At 34.9% G+C, this 15,332-nt stretch carries 14 protein-coding genes; 6 read left to right on the forward strand and 8 right to left on the reverse strand.

The window, feature by feature from the left end; translation table 11 throughout:
* Positions 1-757: 757 nt before the first annotated feature.
* Positions 758-1,630: a fructokinase ScrK gene (gene scrK, locus FD26_RS05100; RefSeq protein ID WP_057867350.1), complete on the reverse strand. Its 873-nt coding sequence runs from the start codon at positions 1,628-1,630 to the stop codon at positions 758-760.
* 95 nt (positions 1,631-1,725) lie between these two features.
* A complete protein-coding gene (locus tag FD26_RS05105) occupies positions 1,726-2,202 on the reverse strand; it encodes a nucleoside deaminase (protein WP_057867351.1) in 477 nt (158 codons plus the stop codon).
* Positions 2,203-2,332: 130 nt separating this feature from the next.
* On the opposite strand from FD26_RS05105, the gene FD26_RS05110 reads away from it, so the two are divergent.
* Positions 2,333-2,596 carry an MFS transporter gene (locus FD26_RS05110; RefSeq protein WP_257787259.1) on the forward strand — a complete coding sequence of 88 codons (264 nt, stop codon included), beginning with the start codon at positions 2,333-2,335 and terminating at the stop codon, positions 2,594-2,596.
* A 75-nt stretch (positions 2,597-2,671) separates the two neighbouring features.
* Here FD26_RS05110 and FD26_RS05115 read toward each other — a convergent pair whose 3' ends face one another.
* The 3 genes from FD26_RS05115 to FD26_RS05125 all read right to left on the reverse strand — a co-directional run bounded on the left by FD26_RS05115 (position 2,672) and on the right by FD26_RS05125 (position 5,114).
* Complete coding sequence (locus FD26_RS05115) at positions 2,672-4,282, reverse strand: putative polysaccharide biosynthesis protein (protein ID WP_057867353.1); 1,611 nt, start codon at positions 4,280-4,282, stop codon at positions 2,672-2,674.
* Positions 4,283-4,330: 48 nt separating this feature from the next.
* The gene (locus tag FD26_RS05120) at positions 4,331-4,702 is read right to left on the reverse strand and encodes a DUF1304 domain-containing protein (RefSeq protein WP_057867354.1); all 372 of its coding nucleotides are present in this window, start codon (positions 4,700-4,702) and stop codon (positions 4,331-4,333) included.
* A 100-nt stretch (positions 4,703-4,802) separates the two neighbouring features.
* Positions 4,803-5,114 (reverse strand): nucleoside triphosphate pyrophosphohydrolase, encoded by a 312-nt coding sequence (locus tag FD26_RS05125; protein ID WP_057867355.1) that lies wholly within the window; start codon positions 5,112-5,114, stop codon positions 4,803-4,805.
* Positions 5,115-5,264: 150 nt separating this feature from the next.
* Here FD26_RS05125 and FD26_RS05130 point away from each other — a divergent pair, with 150 nt between their 5' ends.
* Together FD26_RS05130 and guaB are read left to right on the forward strand one after the other, a co-directional pair.
* The gene (locus FD26_RS05130; protein WP_057867356.1) at positions 5,265-5,618 is read left to right on the forward strand and encodes a hypothetical protein; all 354 of its coding nucleotides are present in this window, start codon (positions 5,265-5,267) and stop codon (positions 5,616-5,618) included.
* A gap of 129 nt (positions 5,619-5,747) precedes the next feature.
* A complete protein-coding gene (gene guaB / locus FD26_RS05135) occupies positions 5,748-7,226 on the forward strand; it encodes an IMP dehydrogenase (RefSeq protein ID WP_057867357.1) in 1,479 nt (492 codons plus the stop codon).
* A 98-nt stretch (positions 7,227-7,324) separates the two neighbouring features.
* Here guaB and FD26_RS05140 read toward each other — a convergent pair whose 3' ends face one another.
* A complete protein-coding gene (locus FD26_RS05140) occupies positions 7,325-8,716 on the reverse strand; it encodes an amino acid permease (RefSeq protein ID WP_057867358.1) in 1,392 nt (463 codons plus the stop codon).
* 297 nt (positions 8,717-9,013) lie between these two features.
* On the reverse strand, positions 9,014-9,952 hold the full coding sequence (locus FD26_RS05145; protein ID WP_057867359.1) for an AEC family transporter: 939 nt from the start codon (positions 9,950-9,952) through the stop codon (positions 9,014-9,016).
* Between the two features lie 205 nt (positions 9,953-10,157).
* Here FD26_RS05145 and FD26_RS05150 point away from each other — a divergent pair, with 205 nt between their 5' ends.
* Positions 10,158-11,576, forward strand: a complete 1,419-nt coding sequence (locus FD26_RS05150) for an NAD-dependent succinate-semialdehyde dehydrogenase (RefSeq protein WP_057867360.1) — start codon at positions 10,158-10,160, stop codon at positions 11,574-11,576.
* Positions 11,577-11,672: 96 nt separating this feature from the next.
* A complete protein-coding gene (locus FD26_RS05155; RefSeq protein WP_057867361.1) occupies positions 11,673-12,320 on the forward strand; it encodes a nitroreductase family protein in 648 nt (215 codons plus the stop codon).
* A gap of 467 nt (positions 12,321-12,787) precedes the next feature.
* On the opposite strand, the gene FD26_RS05160 is transcribed toward FD26_RS05155, so the two are convergent.
* The gene (locus FD26_RS05160; protein WP_057867362.1) at positions 12,788-14,176 is read right to left on the reverse strand and encodes an amino acid permease; all 1,389 of its coding nucleotides are present in this window, start codon (positions 14,174-14,176) and stop codon (positions 12,788-12,790) included.
* Between the two features lie 257 nt (positions 14,177-14,433).
* Between FD26_RS05160 and FD26_RS05165 the strand changes: the two genes are divergently transcribed.
* A complete protein-coding gene (locus tag FD26_RS05165) occupies positions 14,434-15,327 on the forward strand; it encodes a helix-turn-helix domain-containing protein (RefSeq protein ID WP_057867363.1) in 894 nt (297 codons plus the stop codon).
* Positions 15,328-15,332: the final 5 nt, after the last annotated feature.

Below are 15,332 nucleotides of genomic sequence, written 5' to 3' on the forward strand. Positions count from 1 at the left end.
CTATCAACTCTATTTATCGTACAGCCTATGTTTACCTTGATGTCTCAAGAGATTAATTAGGGTTTGCCGATCAAAAGCATATTTGAAGAAGTTCTCGACAATATCTCGATAGTTAAGCCAAATGGCCGCAAATAACCCAGCAAGTATCAGGAGACCGATAGTGATAAAGAAAATTTTATGACGAAGTTTCATGGCAATACCTCAGAATTGGAGTTAATAATTCCAACTTATCATATTTGCGAGTAAAAGTAATTGAAAAGCTAGTAATAAACCTGATATCTTAAAGTTCTTGTTTAGAATGAGGTTAAGTCGATTTCATTTTTTATATTATGGCTCTTTCTCAAGTTTGGTTATGGCATAAGTATATTTAAATTCCCGTCCTCCACAAAAAGTGGGAATGCTGTTGGAACGCTATGGGCCGGTTCGAAAGTAATTATTTTACACTTCGTGCAAAATAATGGATTTCCAAACTCGGCCTCATTGTAACCGGCAAAGCTGGTAACAATGATTTCATAGCTGAATGCATTCCCACTTTTTGCTCCAGACTGAATCCTACTTTGTTCACTAACTATTATAAAATTTAAATAGCAGATAAAAACTGCCACTGTTAAGAAATTCAAGCATAAATGTATGCCTGGAATACCTAATAGTGACAGTTTTTTTAATTTAAAATTTTCATTTAGTATATAGAGATAAAATCTCTACATTGCAAATGCAAACTTGTTCAATGTTTCCGTTAAGTAAAACTATATCTTATTTAGTCTTGTAATTCACGAATAGCCAAGGCAAAATCGCCTAGAGTGGCTGAACCGTTGTTCTTAATTTCAGGCATGGTAATGTATTTATTCAATTCAGGTACGTTGATATAGTCGTTGAGCAAATCCTTAAATTGAGCACGAACTTTAACTAAGAATGGTTCGCTCACAACGCCGCCACCGAAGACAATTTTATCTGGGCGTAAAATCATAGTAACTTGAATAGCTGCTTGTGCCAAGTAATAAGCCATAATATCCCAAACGTGGTCTGTCAATGGAACGTCTTTGCCAGGTTTGCCAAGGCGAGCATCAAAAGTTGGACCGGCAACTAATCCTTCTAAACAATCACCGTGGAATGGACAGATACCTTTAAAATCAAGGTCATCTGGGTGACGTTTTAGGAAAGTATGTCCCATTTCAGGATGACCAAGGTCACCGATAAATTTTCCATTAGAAATTGCACCGGCACCCACACCTGTTCCAATTGTGTAGTAAACTAGTGAATCAATTTTTTCATTAGATAACGTTGACATAACGTATTCTCCGTAAGCAGAACCATTAACATCAGTTGTCCAAAACATTGGTATATCAAATTCCTTTTTCATTATGCCAATGAAATTTGTGTCTTTCCAACCAGGTTTAGGAGTGTTCGTTATATAACCATACTTAGGTGAATTTTTTCGTTGTTCGATTGGTCCAAAAGATGCGATACCTAAGGCTTCAATATCGAATTTTTTAAAGTAATCAATTGCTTTTTGTAGAGTTTCCTCTGGTGTAGTTGTAGGGAAATGAATGCTATCTTTGATCCGATAATCTTCATCGCCTACAGCACAAACAAATTTAGTTCCGCCTGCTTCAATACTTCCAACTAACAAAATAATCTCTCCTCATTTTCAAGTAATCGTTTTCAATGATTTACACAATACTATTTTTTGTTTTTCTCGTCAAATGAAGTTAAATTAATTTTGATTTAATAAATTGTATGTAATGAATCGTCTTTAAAGCCTTCAAATGCCTTAATTGTCATGTCTCGATCATGCTGTTCTAAATTGAGGACTTTTTTATTCTGTAAACCTTCATTGAGGTAATTGTAAATAAAGTCATCTCTAAAACCGATTTCTTTAGCATCTTTAGCAGTATTGCCGTAATAACAAGTTTTAATATTGGACCAAATGATTGCTCCTAAACACATTGGGCAAGGATAGGCATTAGTGTAGAGTTCACAGCCTGATAAATCATGTGTCCCTAATTTTTGACAGGCTTTTCTAATCGTAAATATTTCTCCGTGGGCGGTAGGATCATCATTTGCCAGGACATGATTTCTGCCTTGAGCAATAATTTGACCGTCTTTTACGATCACAGTACCAAAAGGTCCTCCTACTTGAGTACCAACATTCTTTTCTGCTTCATCAGCAGCAATTTTCATGAATCTTCTATCATATGACATATAAAACATCTCCAATATTGTCATTATAATGCAAAATATTACAAAAATCGTAACACAGGTGATTGATATCTAAAATAAATACTTTTGTGATCACAGGAAGTAGTGAATAATATAATCATATGAGTGTATTATTGGGGATTTTAAGATGGCAATTTGTATTACGGGAACTGGTCTGGTAAATGCTCCAATACTTATTGCCGCAATGTGGCTGGCTCATTCTTTTAAATTGCCCATTATGATTGTGGCAGTATTTAAGTACTTGGATACTAACTTTGAAGCGCGGCTTTCGTCGATTTTATATTTAGGTATAATAGTTATTATTTTCTCCGTTATAGCGGTGTTCGCTTTGAAAAAAGATAATTCCCAGATGGTTAAAAATACTACGATTGAATAATTTGGAGATAGAAAAAATCCATAGTGACTTGGTTTAAAAGTCATTATGGATTTTTTAGTTAACGAAAAGTTTCTATTAGTAAATTTTTGTGTCACGAATTTCTTTCAAAATCTTTAGAGAGCCATCTTTGTAGCTCATAAATCCGTAGACGGCTACACCGATCAAACCACAGATAATGATAACAATCATAGCACCAATCTTTGTAGCGTCGGAGATAACCTTGACGACCAGAAAGTCAGCTATGGAAACGACGATTAGCATAACAATACCATCTAAAAGGATCTTTAATAAACGCTTGCCTAGTTCTTTGTCAACAATATGGAATTGCTGATTAATTAGTCTAAAGGCGAAGTAGCTCATGACTAAGAAAGCTATAGTTGAGGCCGTTAGAGGTCCGTAAACACCTAAAGCCAAAGTTAATGGCAATTGTAGAACAATCTTGATTAAGTAGGCAATAACAAGGTAGAGCATTGATTTCTTCACATGATGGGTAACCTGTAAAATGTTTTCCAAAATCATGAAGGCACAATAGAAGAAGGCTTCAAAACAGGAAACAATCAATACTTTGGAACCTAGGGCACTTTGATTATAGAAAACAAACACTGTCCATAATTGACGACTAATCGCCATCATACCGAAAGTGGCAGGTAAGATTATGAAAACAGTGAATTGAACAATATTACGCATCAATTTTTGAATTTGAGAATTTTCTATTTTTCGACTGACCATAGCCGATAAGGCGGGAATAACTGAGGCCGAGACGGAGATAGCTAGTGAGACTAAGACCATAATTAATTTGTTAGCTTGGAAACCAAACATAGCATATAAGTCATCAATAGTTCTTTGACTGGCATGGAGAATCAATTCATAAATCCAAGTAAAAGTTGTCTGATCGAATAATTGGAGCACCGTCATGATAGTGTCGACTAATAAGAATGGAATGGCCGAACGCAACATTGATGAAAAACTAATTTCTGGACCGTTTTCTGGAAGATCCTTTGTAGTTTTGACATCTTCGATAGTAACAGAACGTCTGACTTTTATTCTAATCCAAATCAAGAATAGATAAGCTAAAGTGGCACCGATAAATGAGGCTAGAGTAGACTGATTAACTGCAGTCATGTAATTGCCCTTTTGAAGAATCATGATTGTATAAGTGGCATAAAGCATATAAGCTACTCGAGCAATCTGTTCAATAACTTGAGAAAAGGCTGAATATGAAATGAAAGCATAACCTTGAATGTAGCCACGTAAAATACCAAGAGCTGGAATGACTAACATAGCTACACTCAAATATTTAATTGGAGTTACCACTCGCATATCGCCAGCGGCTAAAACAATCGCTACATACTTTGCTCCAAAGAACATAATTCCGGCACAGACTAATCCAACTAAAGACATGTAGAAAGTATATTTTTTAAAGAGCTTCTCGCTTTGATCATATCGTCCCAAAGCATTATGGGCAGCGACTTCTTTAGAAATAGCTGATGGAATCCCCGCCGTAGCAATAATCAAAAAGAGATTGTAGATGTTATAGACTTTACCATATAAGGCATTAGCGGCTCCAACAGCTAATGGTCCAATCCAAATATTCCAAGGAATAATATAGACGACTGATAAAATACGTGACAGAATTCCGCTTAAAGAAATCCAAAGGGAACTTTTGAGTAATGAATCTTTTTTCATTTTGTTATCCATTCTTATAAAATTACTTATATTATAGAAGCTTTTGAATTAATGATAAAAAGCAATCACGAATATCAAAGCAATAAAAGCAGGTAATCCCTGTAGATAAAGGATCTTTTTGGTCGCAGTAACGGCACCATAAATTGCTACGATGATAATGTAGATCATCATCATAATTAGAATCAATTTTAAAGTGTTGCCAGTAAAAAATAAGATCATCATCAAAATTAATATACCAAGCATACCGTTATAGATACCTTGATTTGCTAAGGCTGTTTGAGCCTCTTTAGTTTTTACAAAATTAACGGGCATGTCAAAGGCATTGGCTTGGGCATCTGGTTTAGCAAACATTTCTAATCCAGCGATACCAATGTGTTCCAAAGCCACCAATGCAACTAAAAATAAAGTTAAAATTTGCATTATAATCTTCCTTCTATTAAAAGTATAAGTACCATATTAAACCGTTTTGAATTGTTGTACAAATTGAATTTTCAAACAAAAAAGAAGAATCATAATTATATTACGATTCTTCATCAGGTTTCAACATTACAAATTTTTGAGCAAATTTGCCTTTTTGATGAATTTTAGCTTGGCGGAGGCTGTCCATTTCTTCGTAAGTAATTGAAGCATCAGCAAGAATAGCTCTGATAACTTCCTCCAAATCACCCAGTTCTTCAACTAAATTAGCACGAGTTTTGGCAGTTTTAACTTCCTGAGCTTCTTCAGTAATTTTTTCGCGAAGTGATGAGCGATAATCTTCGTTTGAAAGGACTTCAAATTCAGCATCATTTGAAAGTACGTCGGGTATTTTATCCCGAACCAATTTCTTCATAATATAAATTCCCCCTAAAACGTCTGTAGAGAAATCTTACCATGAAGATAGCAATCCACCAAATTATAAATTAATAAGCGTCTTATTTGATAATAATAATATTATGATGATATGATTTTTTTAAATAAAATTATAAAAGTGTTGGTTATTATGAATCTATCAAATGTAGTTTTTACGGAATTGTATGGAGGAATACTATTAATATTAATAACTGGTATAATTGCGGTTTTATTTGTTAATGACTTTATTCGCAAAAGAATGGTACTGGAATGTAGGAAAGTATTAAGAAATAAAGAACGCATATTTAAAATAGCAGTTGATAATGAAACAGCTAATTATTTAATAAATAATAGTAATCAAGAACTCTATCGGGTTGATGAAAATATTTCTAAAAAAAATAATGTGATTAGGTACAAGTTATGCCTAAAAAAGAAAAGCTTCGATTTTTATTTAAAAAAAGAAAATTTATGGAATTATAAAGTTATAGCTATAAAGATGTATTGATAATCCTGTCACGCTGGTGGTAGGATTTTTTTATTTCACAAACTTTGATTGACTATTACGGAAAAATTAGATACCATGTTTATAAATTTTACCCACTAATAGGTAAAGAAAACATTTAGGAGGAATATCATGTCGGCATGGGATACAAAATTTGATAAAAAGGGATTCACATTTGATGATGTTTTATTAATACCAGCAGAGAGTCACGTTTTACCAAATGAAGTAGATTTATCAGTTCAATTGGCTAAAAATATTAAATTAAACACTCCAATTTTGAGTGCAAGTATGGATACAGTTACTGAAGCACCGATGGCTATTGCCATGGCTCGTCAAGGTGGATTGGGTGTTATTCACAAGAATATGAGCATTGAACAACAAGCTGATGAGGTATCAAAAGTTAAGCGTTCAGAAAATGGCGTTATTATTGATCCAATTTATTTAACAGCTGACGATAAGGTCAGTGAAGCTGAAAAATTAATGGGTACGTATCGCATCAGTGGCGTTCCGATTGTAACCAATACAACTGATTTAAAATTAGTTGGAATCATTACTAATCGTGACCTTCGTTTCATTACTGATTATTCAGTAAAAATTGGTCAAGTAATGACTAGCGAAGATTTGATTACTGCTCCAGTTGGTACATCCCTTAAAGAAGCCGAAGCTATTCTCCAAGATCATAAAATTGAAAAATTGCCTTTGATTGATAAGAATGGTCGTTTAGGCGGTTTGGTAACTATCAAGGATATTGAAAAAGTTAAAGAATTTCCCAATGCCGCAAAAGACAAGTATGGCCGTTTGTTAGTTGCAGCAGCTGTTGGTGTAACAAGTGATACTTTTGAACGCGCTGAAGCACTATTAAAAGCTGGTGCAGATGCAATTATCATTGATACAGCTCATGGACACTCTGCAGGAGTTTTGAGAAAGATTTCTCAGATTAGAGAACAATTCCCTGAAGCAACTTTAATTGCTGGTAATGTTGCTACTGCTGAAGGAACTAAAGCTTTATACGATGCTGGTGTTGATGTTGTTAAAGTTGGTATTGGACCTGGTTCAATTTGTACAACTAGAATCGTTGCCGGCGTGGGTGTTCCACAATTGACAGCTGTTTATGATGCTGCCAGTGTAGCTCATGAATATGGAAAAACTATCATTGCCGATGGTGGTATTAAATACTCTGGTGACATTGTGAAAGCTTTAGCTGGTGGTGGTAACGCCGTTATGCTAGGCTCAATGTTAGCCGGAACTGATGAAGCCCCTGGTCAATTTGAAATTTATCAAGGCCGTCGCTTTAAGACATATCGTGGAATGGGAAGCTTAGCTGCCATGTCTCATGGTTCATCTGATCGTTACTTCCAAAGTGGTGTTAATGAAGCTAATAAGTTAGTTCCCGAAGGTATTGAAGGACGTGTTGCTGCTAAAGGTGCTGTTGGCGACGTAATTTATCAATTGCTTGGTGGTTTACGTTCAGGAATGGGATATGTTGGTGCCCATGATTTGAAAGAACTTCAAGATGCTCAATTTGTTCAAATTTCTAATGCTGGTTTGAGAGAATCACATCCGCATGATGTTACAATTACTAAAGAAGCTCCTAATTACTCAGTTAAATAGATTTATTTCTAAAATAAAAAAGTGCAATATTCGTATTATGAATATTGCACTTTTTGCTGCAAATTTTTATTGATAAAACAGTTTTGTTACAGTTTTTTTTAATGATTTTCTTTGCTATGCCGATATCCATAACTAAAGTAGATTACTAATCCTATAGCGGTCCAGATAGCATACATTATCCAAGTGAAATTTTGTAATTGGGTCATTAAGTAGATACAAGCTACAAAAGATATTAATGGCAGAATTGGATATAGGGGAACTCTAAAGGCCGGCGTAAGATCACGGGTATTTTTACCATGACGTAAAAAGATAACGCCGATTGAAGTGACAGAAAAGGCTAAGAGGGTTCCGATGTTAACCAGTTCAGTGATTTTTTCAATGGGAATGACAGCTGCACAACTAGCAGCTATTAGACCAACTAAAATTGTGCTCCGAATAGGGACACCTTTAGAGCTGAGTTTCTTGAATTGATGTGGCAAAAGGCCGTCACGACTAAATGAAAAAATTAAACGAGTTCCACCATAAATGACGACTAACAGAACAGTCGTCATGCCCATAATGGCACCTAAGGAAACAATTCCAGAAATCCAATTTAAGTTCAACAAATTCAAAGCATGGGAAACTGGATCGGCAACATTTAGTTTTTTGTAATTAACAGCACCAACTAAAACTAAGGAAACTAAACTGTAGAGAACAGCAACGATCAATAAGGAGGCAATAATACCAATTGGCATATTTCTTTTAGGATTTCTTACCTCTTCGCTGGCTGAAGAAACCACGTCAAATCCCAGAAAAGCATAGAATGCCACGGCAGCACCACGACCAATTCCACCGACACCAAAAGGTAAAAAGGGATTATAGTTTTTTGGTTTAACATAAAAAATAGTTACGGCAACGAACAAAAGAATAACAAATATTTTAACATAAACCATGATGGTATTTACTTTCATTGACTCAGTCATGCCTTGTAGCAATAAAACGGTAGCGATAAAGACGATCACAAAAGCAACAATATCAAATCTACCGCCGGAATTGCCAGCAGTACCAGCTGCCGATTGAAGTTCTTTGGGAAGATAAATACCAAATCCTGCAAGCAGATTTCTAAAGTAAGCCGACCAACTGACAGCCGTAGATGAGGCCGCAAAAAGATATTCTGATATTAGCGACCAGCCAACGATCCAAGCAATTATTTCACCATAGACGGAATAAGAATAGGTATAGGCACTACCTGCTAGTGGTATCGTTGAAGAAAATTCAGAATAACAAAAGGCCGCACCGATACAGACAACCGCAGCTAAAAGATAAGTTAGAATAACACCCGGTCCAGCATAATTGGCAGCAATAATTCCCGGAGTAATAAAGATACCAGAGCCGACAATAACGCCAACGCCCATAATGACTAGATCCTTGGCAGAAAGAGTTCTCTGCAAAGTGGTTTTTTCATTTAGTAAATCGTTAACGATATCTTTCTTTCTGAAAAATGAAGGCATAGTGACACTTCCTGACTGTTTAAAGGATAATTTCTTTAATCATATTATAATAAAGTTAATCTTTTAAAACAGTGATTAGTCTTATATTATTTAAAAAATTCCGCCTTCCACAAAAACTGTTGTATTATTTTTCATTTTAAATAATTAGATACGAAAAAGGCTAATGACTTTTTATATTATAGTCATTAGCTCTTTTCGCGTAGAAGCCTATATTAAAACTAATATGCAAGTTTAAATCTAATAGCTCCAACAGATGCACCTTAATCTGGAGCGCAGTGGAAGATGGCAATAAAATAATTATTTGATTAAAACCATGATGATAGGAACGACGATCAAACTTAACAAGGTAGTTTCAGTTACCATAATTGCGGCATAATCAGAATCGGCATTGTATAAGCGAGCCACAACAGGAGCGTTAGTCATAACGGGCATAGCTGCTTGCACAATGAAGACTTGTCTCATTAATGGAGTAGCTGGAATAAAGAGGAATAAGGCAGCCATGAGTAATGGAGCACAGAGAAATCTTCCAAAGAGAATAGCCAAATTATCTTTATGGAAGGAGATGTTTTTAAGACCGGCGTTATAGATGGAAATACCGATAAAAATCATCGAAAGTGGAATGGTCAAATTTCCTAAATATTGAAAGTCAGACATTAAGAAGTTTGGCAGATGGATATGAAACATAACTAGGATTAAACCAATGATAAAACCCATTAGTGGTGGAGAAAAGACTTTTTTCAAAGTTGTTTTCAATTTGAAATGTCCTTTGATTTCGCCATCCATTTGAATCAGATAAGTTCCTAATGTCCAAAAGAATGTGGTGTTAGCCATGTAATAAACTAAAACGTAAGGCAAACTTTTTTCACCAAACAAAGCCATATTAACTGGTAATCCCACGAAAACGGTATTGGAATTGAAAAACATAGAAGAGAATAGTCCCTTATGTTTAGGATCAATTTTGAGTACTTTAATGAGAATAATCGAAACAAAAATAAGAATAGTCATTGAAAGAACAGGAATACCTAAATCTGGTAATAATTTTACTAATTTTTCGGCAGTAAAATCTTTGGTAATAGTTGAAATCATATAAGTTGGTAATGCCACTTGAGTAACCAATTTAGCAATCAATTGAGTTGATTTTTCAGAAAACCAACCTAAATAACTTAAACCATAACCCACGGCAATTAAACCAATGATAATCAAAATTCCTTGAATACTAGAGAAGAAAACACCCATAAAAATACACCCTTTATATAATATATATTCACTATGGTACTCTTTTTTGAAAAAAACTGAAAAGAGACCTATTATTTTTACTATTTTCAAAATAGGTACGACCCAATAGAAAAAATGGTCGAGTTTAAATTGTTGAAATTATTGAAGCATCTTTTTACAATGAGTTTTGTAGATAAAGCCTTTACATAATTGGAGGAATTTCGAAATGGCCTATAAAACAATCAATCCATATACAAATGAACTTGTTAAATCATATCCAGATGCTACTTCAGAACAAATAGAGCATGCATTGAAAACTGGAAATGAATTATATAAAAAGTGGCGTGATGAACCCGTTATAAGTCGTGCTGCAACCTTACACAAAATAGCTGAATTATTGAGGAAAAATGCTGATGAATTAGCTAAGATCGCTACTATAGATATGGGAAAGCTTTTATCTGAGGCTAAAGGAGAAGTTGAACTTTGTGCAATTATCGCTGACTATTATGCTGATAATGGGCCTGAGTTATTAAAACCAACTCCAATAACTAGTCGTAATACAGGTGATGCCGAAATTCTCCATCAAGCTACTGGTGTTTTGATGATGGTTGAGCCTTGGAATTTCCCTTATTATCAAATTATGCGTGTCTTTGCGCCAAACTTTATGGTTGGAAATCCAATGATTTTAAAACATGCTTCTAATACACCCGGTTCAGCAGCAGCTTTCGAAAAAATTGTTCAAGAAGCAGGTGCCCCAGAAGGAAGCTTGACCAATCTATTTGCTAGTTATGATCAAGTTAGTGAGATTATTGTCGATCCTAGAGTTCAAGGAGTTGCTTTGACTGGTTCTAAACGTGGCGGTCAATCTGTTGCTGAGACGGCTGGAAGAAACTTGAAGAAGAATTCAATGGAACTAGGTGGTTCCGACGCCTTTGTAGTTTTATCGGACGCTGATGTTGATAAGGCGGTTGATTTGGCATGGCGAGTAAGAATTTATAACGCTGGACAGGTCTGCACCTCTGCAAAAAGATTTATTGTTGCGGATAATTTATACGATGAATTTTTGAAGAAATTAAAAGCTAATTTTGAAAAGTTAGTGCCAGGAGATCCAATGGACCCTAAGACAACAATTGCTCCAATGAACTCCAAGCGAGCTAAAGAGAAGCTTCAAGGTCAAATTGATAAGGCAGTTGCTGGTGGCGCTAAGGTTTATTACGGCAATCAGCCAATCAATTTGCCAGGTCAGTTTATTCAACCAACCATTTTGACAGATATAACTTCTGATAATCCTGAATTTTATAATGAAATGTTTGGACCAGTAGCTCAAGTATTTAAAGTCGATTCAGACCAAGCAGCAATTGACTTGGCTAATGATTCTGAATTGGGTCTAGGAGGCATTGTTGTTTCAGCTGATCCTCAACATGGTAAAACTATTGCTGAGAAGATTGAAACTGGTATGGTTTTTGTTAATTCATTCTTGGTCTCACTACCTGAATTGCCATTTGGTGGCGTTAAAGGTTCAGGTTATGGTCGTGAAATGAGTCAATTAGGATTAACAGCTTTTACGAACGAAAAGTTGGTTGTAACAGCTCAAGAACCTGATTGGAATAATCCTGCCGGTGGATTAGCAATCTTTAAAAAATAAATATAATAGTTTGTGAAAACATTTACATAGAAACATCTCCGTGTTAAAGTTAATTCGATGTTAATCAAATCGAGCTTTATTTGGAGATGTTTTTTTATGGATGAAACTAAGAATATGGTAAATAACGATTTTAAAGATATTATGTTGAATCGACACTCATATCGTAACTTCAAAAAAGACGTAAAAATCTCTCGTGAAGAATTGTCAGAGATGTTAGAAGAGGCAATTACGGCACCCTCAGCTTGCAACTTGCAATCATGGCATTTTGTAGTCTGTGATGATGCTGAAGGCAAACAAAAAGCTCATTCAGTAGTCATGCCCTTTAATTATCCTCAAGTAGATAGTGCTTCAGCCATTATTTTTGTTTTGGGGGATACGCAGTCACATTATAAGTATCGCGATGTTTGGAATAAGGCTTGTGAAAATGGTCAAATCAGTCCTGAAGAACGGGATAAAGTCTTTAAGACATTCTTGCCATTGTATGAGCATGCTGATAGAAGCTTTCTTGAAAAAGATGCTACTATTGACGGCAGCATGGCTGCAATGCAGTTGCTTTTGACTGCTCGGGCTCATGGCTATGAAGCTAACCCAATGTCTGGTTATTATTTTGATAAAGTTGCTTCAACATTAGGACTAGATAGTGAGAGATACATTCCGATTACAGCTGTGGCAATAGGTAAACCTGAGAAAACTTACACTAAATCGGTTCGTTATAACGTTAAAGATGTTTCTGAATTTATATAGGTGAAATGAAAAGACCATAAATCCACTAAGCTGGTGTGGTTGAAATATGCAATCGTCCACAAAAAATCTGTGGGCCATTGGAACGTGGTGGACGCGACTTAGAGCTAAGTAGAATAATCACCACTGAGGGCCCACAGATTTTTTACTACCGATTAAATCCATGGTCCTAACATTATTGAACAAAATAGTAAATAAAAAAAACTGCCACTACTAAGAAATCCAAGCATAGATGTATGTCTGGAATACCTAATGGTGGCAGTTTTTATCTGCTATTTGAATTTTATAATACTAATTGAACAAAGTAGGAGTCAGTCTGGAGCAAAAAGTGGGAATGCGTTCAGCTATGAGACCATAGTTCCAACAGCATTCCCACTTTTTGTGGAGGACGGAAGTTTAAACATACTCACACTACAACCAAACTTGAGTAAGAGCCCTAAGTTTGAATTTACGATTTTTTTTAGTTGCAATTATTTTTTAACGGCAGTTTTACGGTTAGAGCGGTGTTCTTTAAAGAAATAAATTAATGTCATAATAACTAAGAAGACAACGCCAACTAGTAAGGAAACGGTAGTTTCAGGGTTCATGAACATAAATACTAAAATAATTAGTAAAGAAATAATAGCCAAGTAGTTACTAATTGGGAAGAGTGGCATTTTGAAAGGATGATTTTTCATCTTATCTTTGTTGATCTTTCTAAATCGTAGTTCACTCAAAAGGATAACGAACCATGGCACCATTCCAGGTAAAACACTAGAACTATAAACAATAACGAAAATATTGTTTGATGTGTGGAAAAAGACTGGTAATGAATAATTCAAAATTAAGCCTAGTAAGATACCTGTCGAAATTGCTAAAACAGGGATATAAGGAACATTATGTCTAGATAATTTAACGAAAGATTTAGGAAGGTGCTTTTCTAGACCTAGTGTGTATAACATACGACTAGAACTAAAGATACCAGAATTGCAACCAGACATGGCGGCAGTTAACATAACGAAATTAATAATTTCAGCCGCAAAAGTTATACCAACTTTAGCAAAGGTTTCTACAAAAGGAGAGCCAATTGTTCCTAATTTGTCCCATGGATAAATAGAAACGATAACAAAAATAGCACCAATGTAAAAAATTAAAATACGTCCAACAATAGAACGAATAGCTTTCACCATATTTTCTTGAGGATTCTCGGCTTCACCAGCAGTGATACCGATAACTTCAATACCTTGATAGGATGCTACAACGATAGATAGAGCAAAGATAAAGCCCTTTAATCCACCAGTGAAGAAACCTCCATGAGTCCAGAGATTACTGATACCGACTGGGTGACCGCCATTGCCAACTCCAAAAAAGATAACGAAGAAACCAAGAATAATCATCATAATAATTGTTAAAACTTTAATCAAGGCAAACCAGAACTCAAGCTCACCATAAGCTTTAACAGAAGTTAAATTGGCAACACACAGCGTTACAACGACCACAACACCTGCAATCCACTTCGGCATTGTGGGGAACCAAAATTCCAAGTAAGTTCCTACGGCAATAACTTCACTGATACCAACAACTAAGTATTGAAAAACATTGCTCCAAGCTGTCAGGTAACCAACTACCGGATGCAGATATTCAGTCGCATATTTAGCAAATGATCCTGTGGAAGGATCAACGTAAAGCATTTCCCCGAGAGCACGCATAACCATATAAAGGATTAAACCTGCTAAAGCATATGCTAGCAGAACGGAAGGTCCGGTCCATTTAATAGTTGAGGCTGATCCCATAAAGAGACCAACTCCAATTGTTCCTCCTAAGGCAATCATTTGCATTTGTCTTGAAGATAAACTTCGACTTAAATTGTCCTTTGCCATATCAATCCCGCCCTTGGTGTTCACTATTAGTGAACAGTTGTATTTTTAACATGGATTATATAATAACGCAGTCTGATGAAAATGTCATATTTTTTTTCAAATACTCAAAATTTATATATTTGTCGGGTTAATTTATAATAAAAAAAATTATATATCTTGATTCAATATAAATGTTAATATATATATTTACAAAGTATGATATAAATTAGATAATTGTATTGGTACCGGAACTGTTTTAATTTAACGAGGATAATACAATGGATGTAAATATTTTTATTGAACGGAGAAAAGCACTGAAGATATCTCAAGTGAAGTTATGCGAAGGGATTTGTACGCAATCAACATTAAGTAAGTTTGAGAATAACGGTCGAATTCCTTCATTAAGTATTCTTAATAAATTGTGTGGACGATTAGGCCTTTCAGTAGATGATCTATATAAAAATACTACAGCATCAACAACACATATGCGGACAGTTTTAGATCGAATTGAGAGTAAGCTAATGATGAAGGATTATCCTACAGTTAAAGAAAATTTGAATGAAATCAATAGCAATGAGATAAATAATGATGAATTAAAGATGCAATTTTATTATCAAAAGGGATTAGTAAATGTTTTAACTGATGAAAAAATAACTGATTCCTACTATTATTTTTCTCAAATTTTAGATGACTTGGATGATAAACATCAAACAATTTATACGTATCTTTCTTATGCTGGTTTAGGAACGGCTTATTTAAAGAACAATCAAAAAGAAAAAGCTCAATTTTATTTTGAGAAAATCTTGGATTATATTAATTATCATAAGGAAGAAACTTTTCAAAAGAAGAATGTTAATATTTATTTGAGAATTTTGACGATTGTTTATTATACGGCAGAGTTTTATATTGAAGATCACAATTATGAAATTAGTTCAGAATTGGTTAATAGAGGTATCAAACTCTGCTCTGAACAACATATAACCTACTATTTGCCACGTTTGAAACTGTCAGCAGCAAAAGTAGCTATTGGTCAAAATAAATCTAATAAGGTTGTTATAAATCTACTGACAGAATGCGCAGCTTTTGCCAGAATCAATCACAACAAAGCCATCGAGCTAGAGGCTAAGGCTTTGATAAAAGAGTATCAAGATCAAGTGAACAAGGAACATTAGATACA

It is taken from the genome of Companilactobacillus crustorum JCM 15951 (genome assembly GCF_001434585.1).
GTDB lineage: Bacteria > Bacillota > Bacilli > Lactobacillales > Lactobacillaceae > Companilactobacillus > Companilactobacillus crustorum.

Excerpts from the sequence above, each read along its gene's own strand:
- FD26_RS05155 (WP_057867361.1), top strand. The coding sequence starts at position 11,673 with ATGGATGAAACTAAGAATATGGTAAATAACGATTTTAAAGATATTATG.
- FD26_RS05115 (WP_057867353.1), bottom strand. The coding sequence starts at position 4,282 with ATGAAAAAAGATTCATTACTCAAAAGTTCCCTTTGGATTTCTTTAAGC.
- guaB (WP_057867357.1), top strand. The coding sequence starts at position 5,748 with ATGTCGGCATGGGATACAAAATTTGATAAAAAGGGATTCACATTTGAT.
- FD26_RS05145 (WP_057867359.1), bottom strand. The coding sequence starts at position 9,952 with ATGGGTGTTTTCTTCTCTAGTATTCAAGGAATTTTGATTATCATTGGT.
- FD26_RS05160 (WP_057867362.1), bottom strand. The coding sequence starts at position 14,176 with ATGGCAAAGGACAATTTAAGTCGAAGTTTATCTTCAAGACAAATGCAA.
- FD26_RS05125 (WP_057867355.1), bottom strand. The coding sequence starts at position 5,114 with ATGAAGAAATTGGTTCGGGATAAAATACCCGACGTACTTTCAAATGAT.
- FD26_RS05120 (WP_057867354.1), bottom strand. The coding sequence starts at position 4,702 with ATGCAAATTTTAACTTTATTTTTAGTTGCATTGGTGGCTTTGGAACAC.
- FD26_RS05140 (WP_057867358.1), bottom strand. The coding sequence starts at position 8,716 with ATGCCTTCATTTTTCAGAAAGAAAGATATCGTTAACGATTTACTAAAT.
- FD26_RS05130 (WP_057867356.1), top strand. The coding sequence starts at position 5,265 with ATGAATCTATCAAATGTAGTTTTTACGGAATTGTATGGAGGAATACTA.
- FD26_RS05165 (WP_057867363.1), top strand. The coding sequence starts at position 14,434 with ATGGATGTAAATATTTTTATTGAACGGAGAAAAGCACTGAAGATATCT.
- FD26_RS05150 (WP_057867360.1), top strand. The coding sequence starts at position 10,158 with ATGGCCTATAAAACAATCAATCCATATACAAATGAACTTGTTAAATCA.
- FD26_RS05105 (WP_057867351.1), bottom strand. The coding sequence starts at position 2,202 with ATGTCATATGATAGAAGATTCATGAAAATTGCTGCTGATGAAGCAGAA.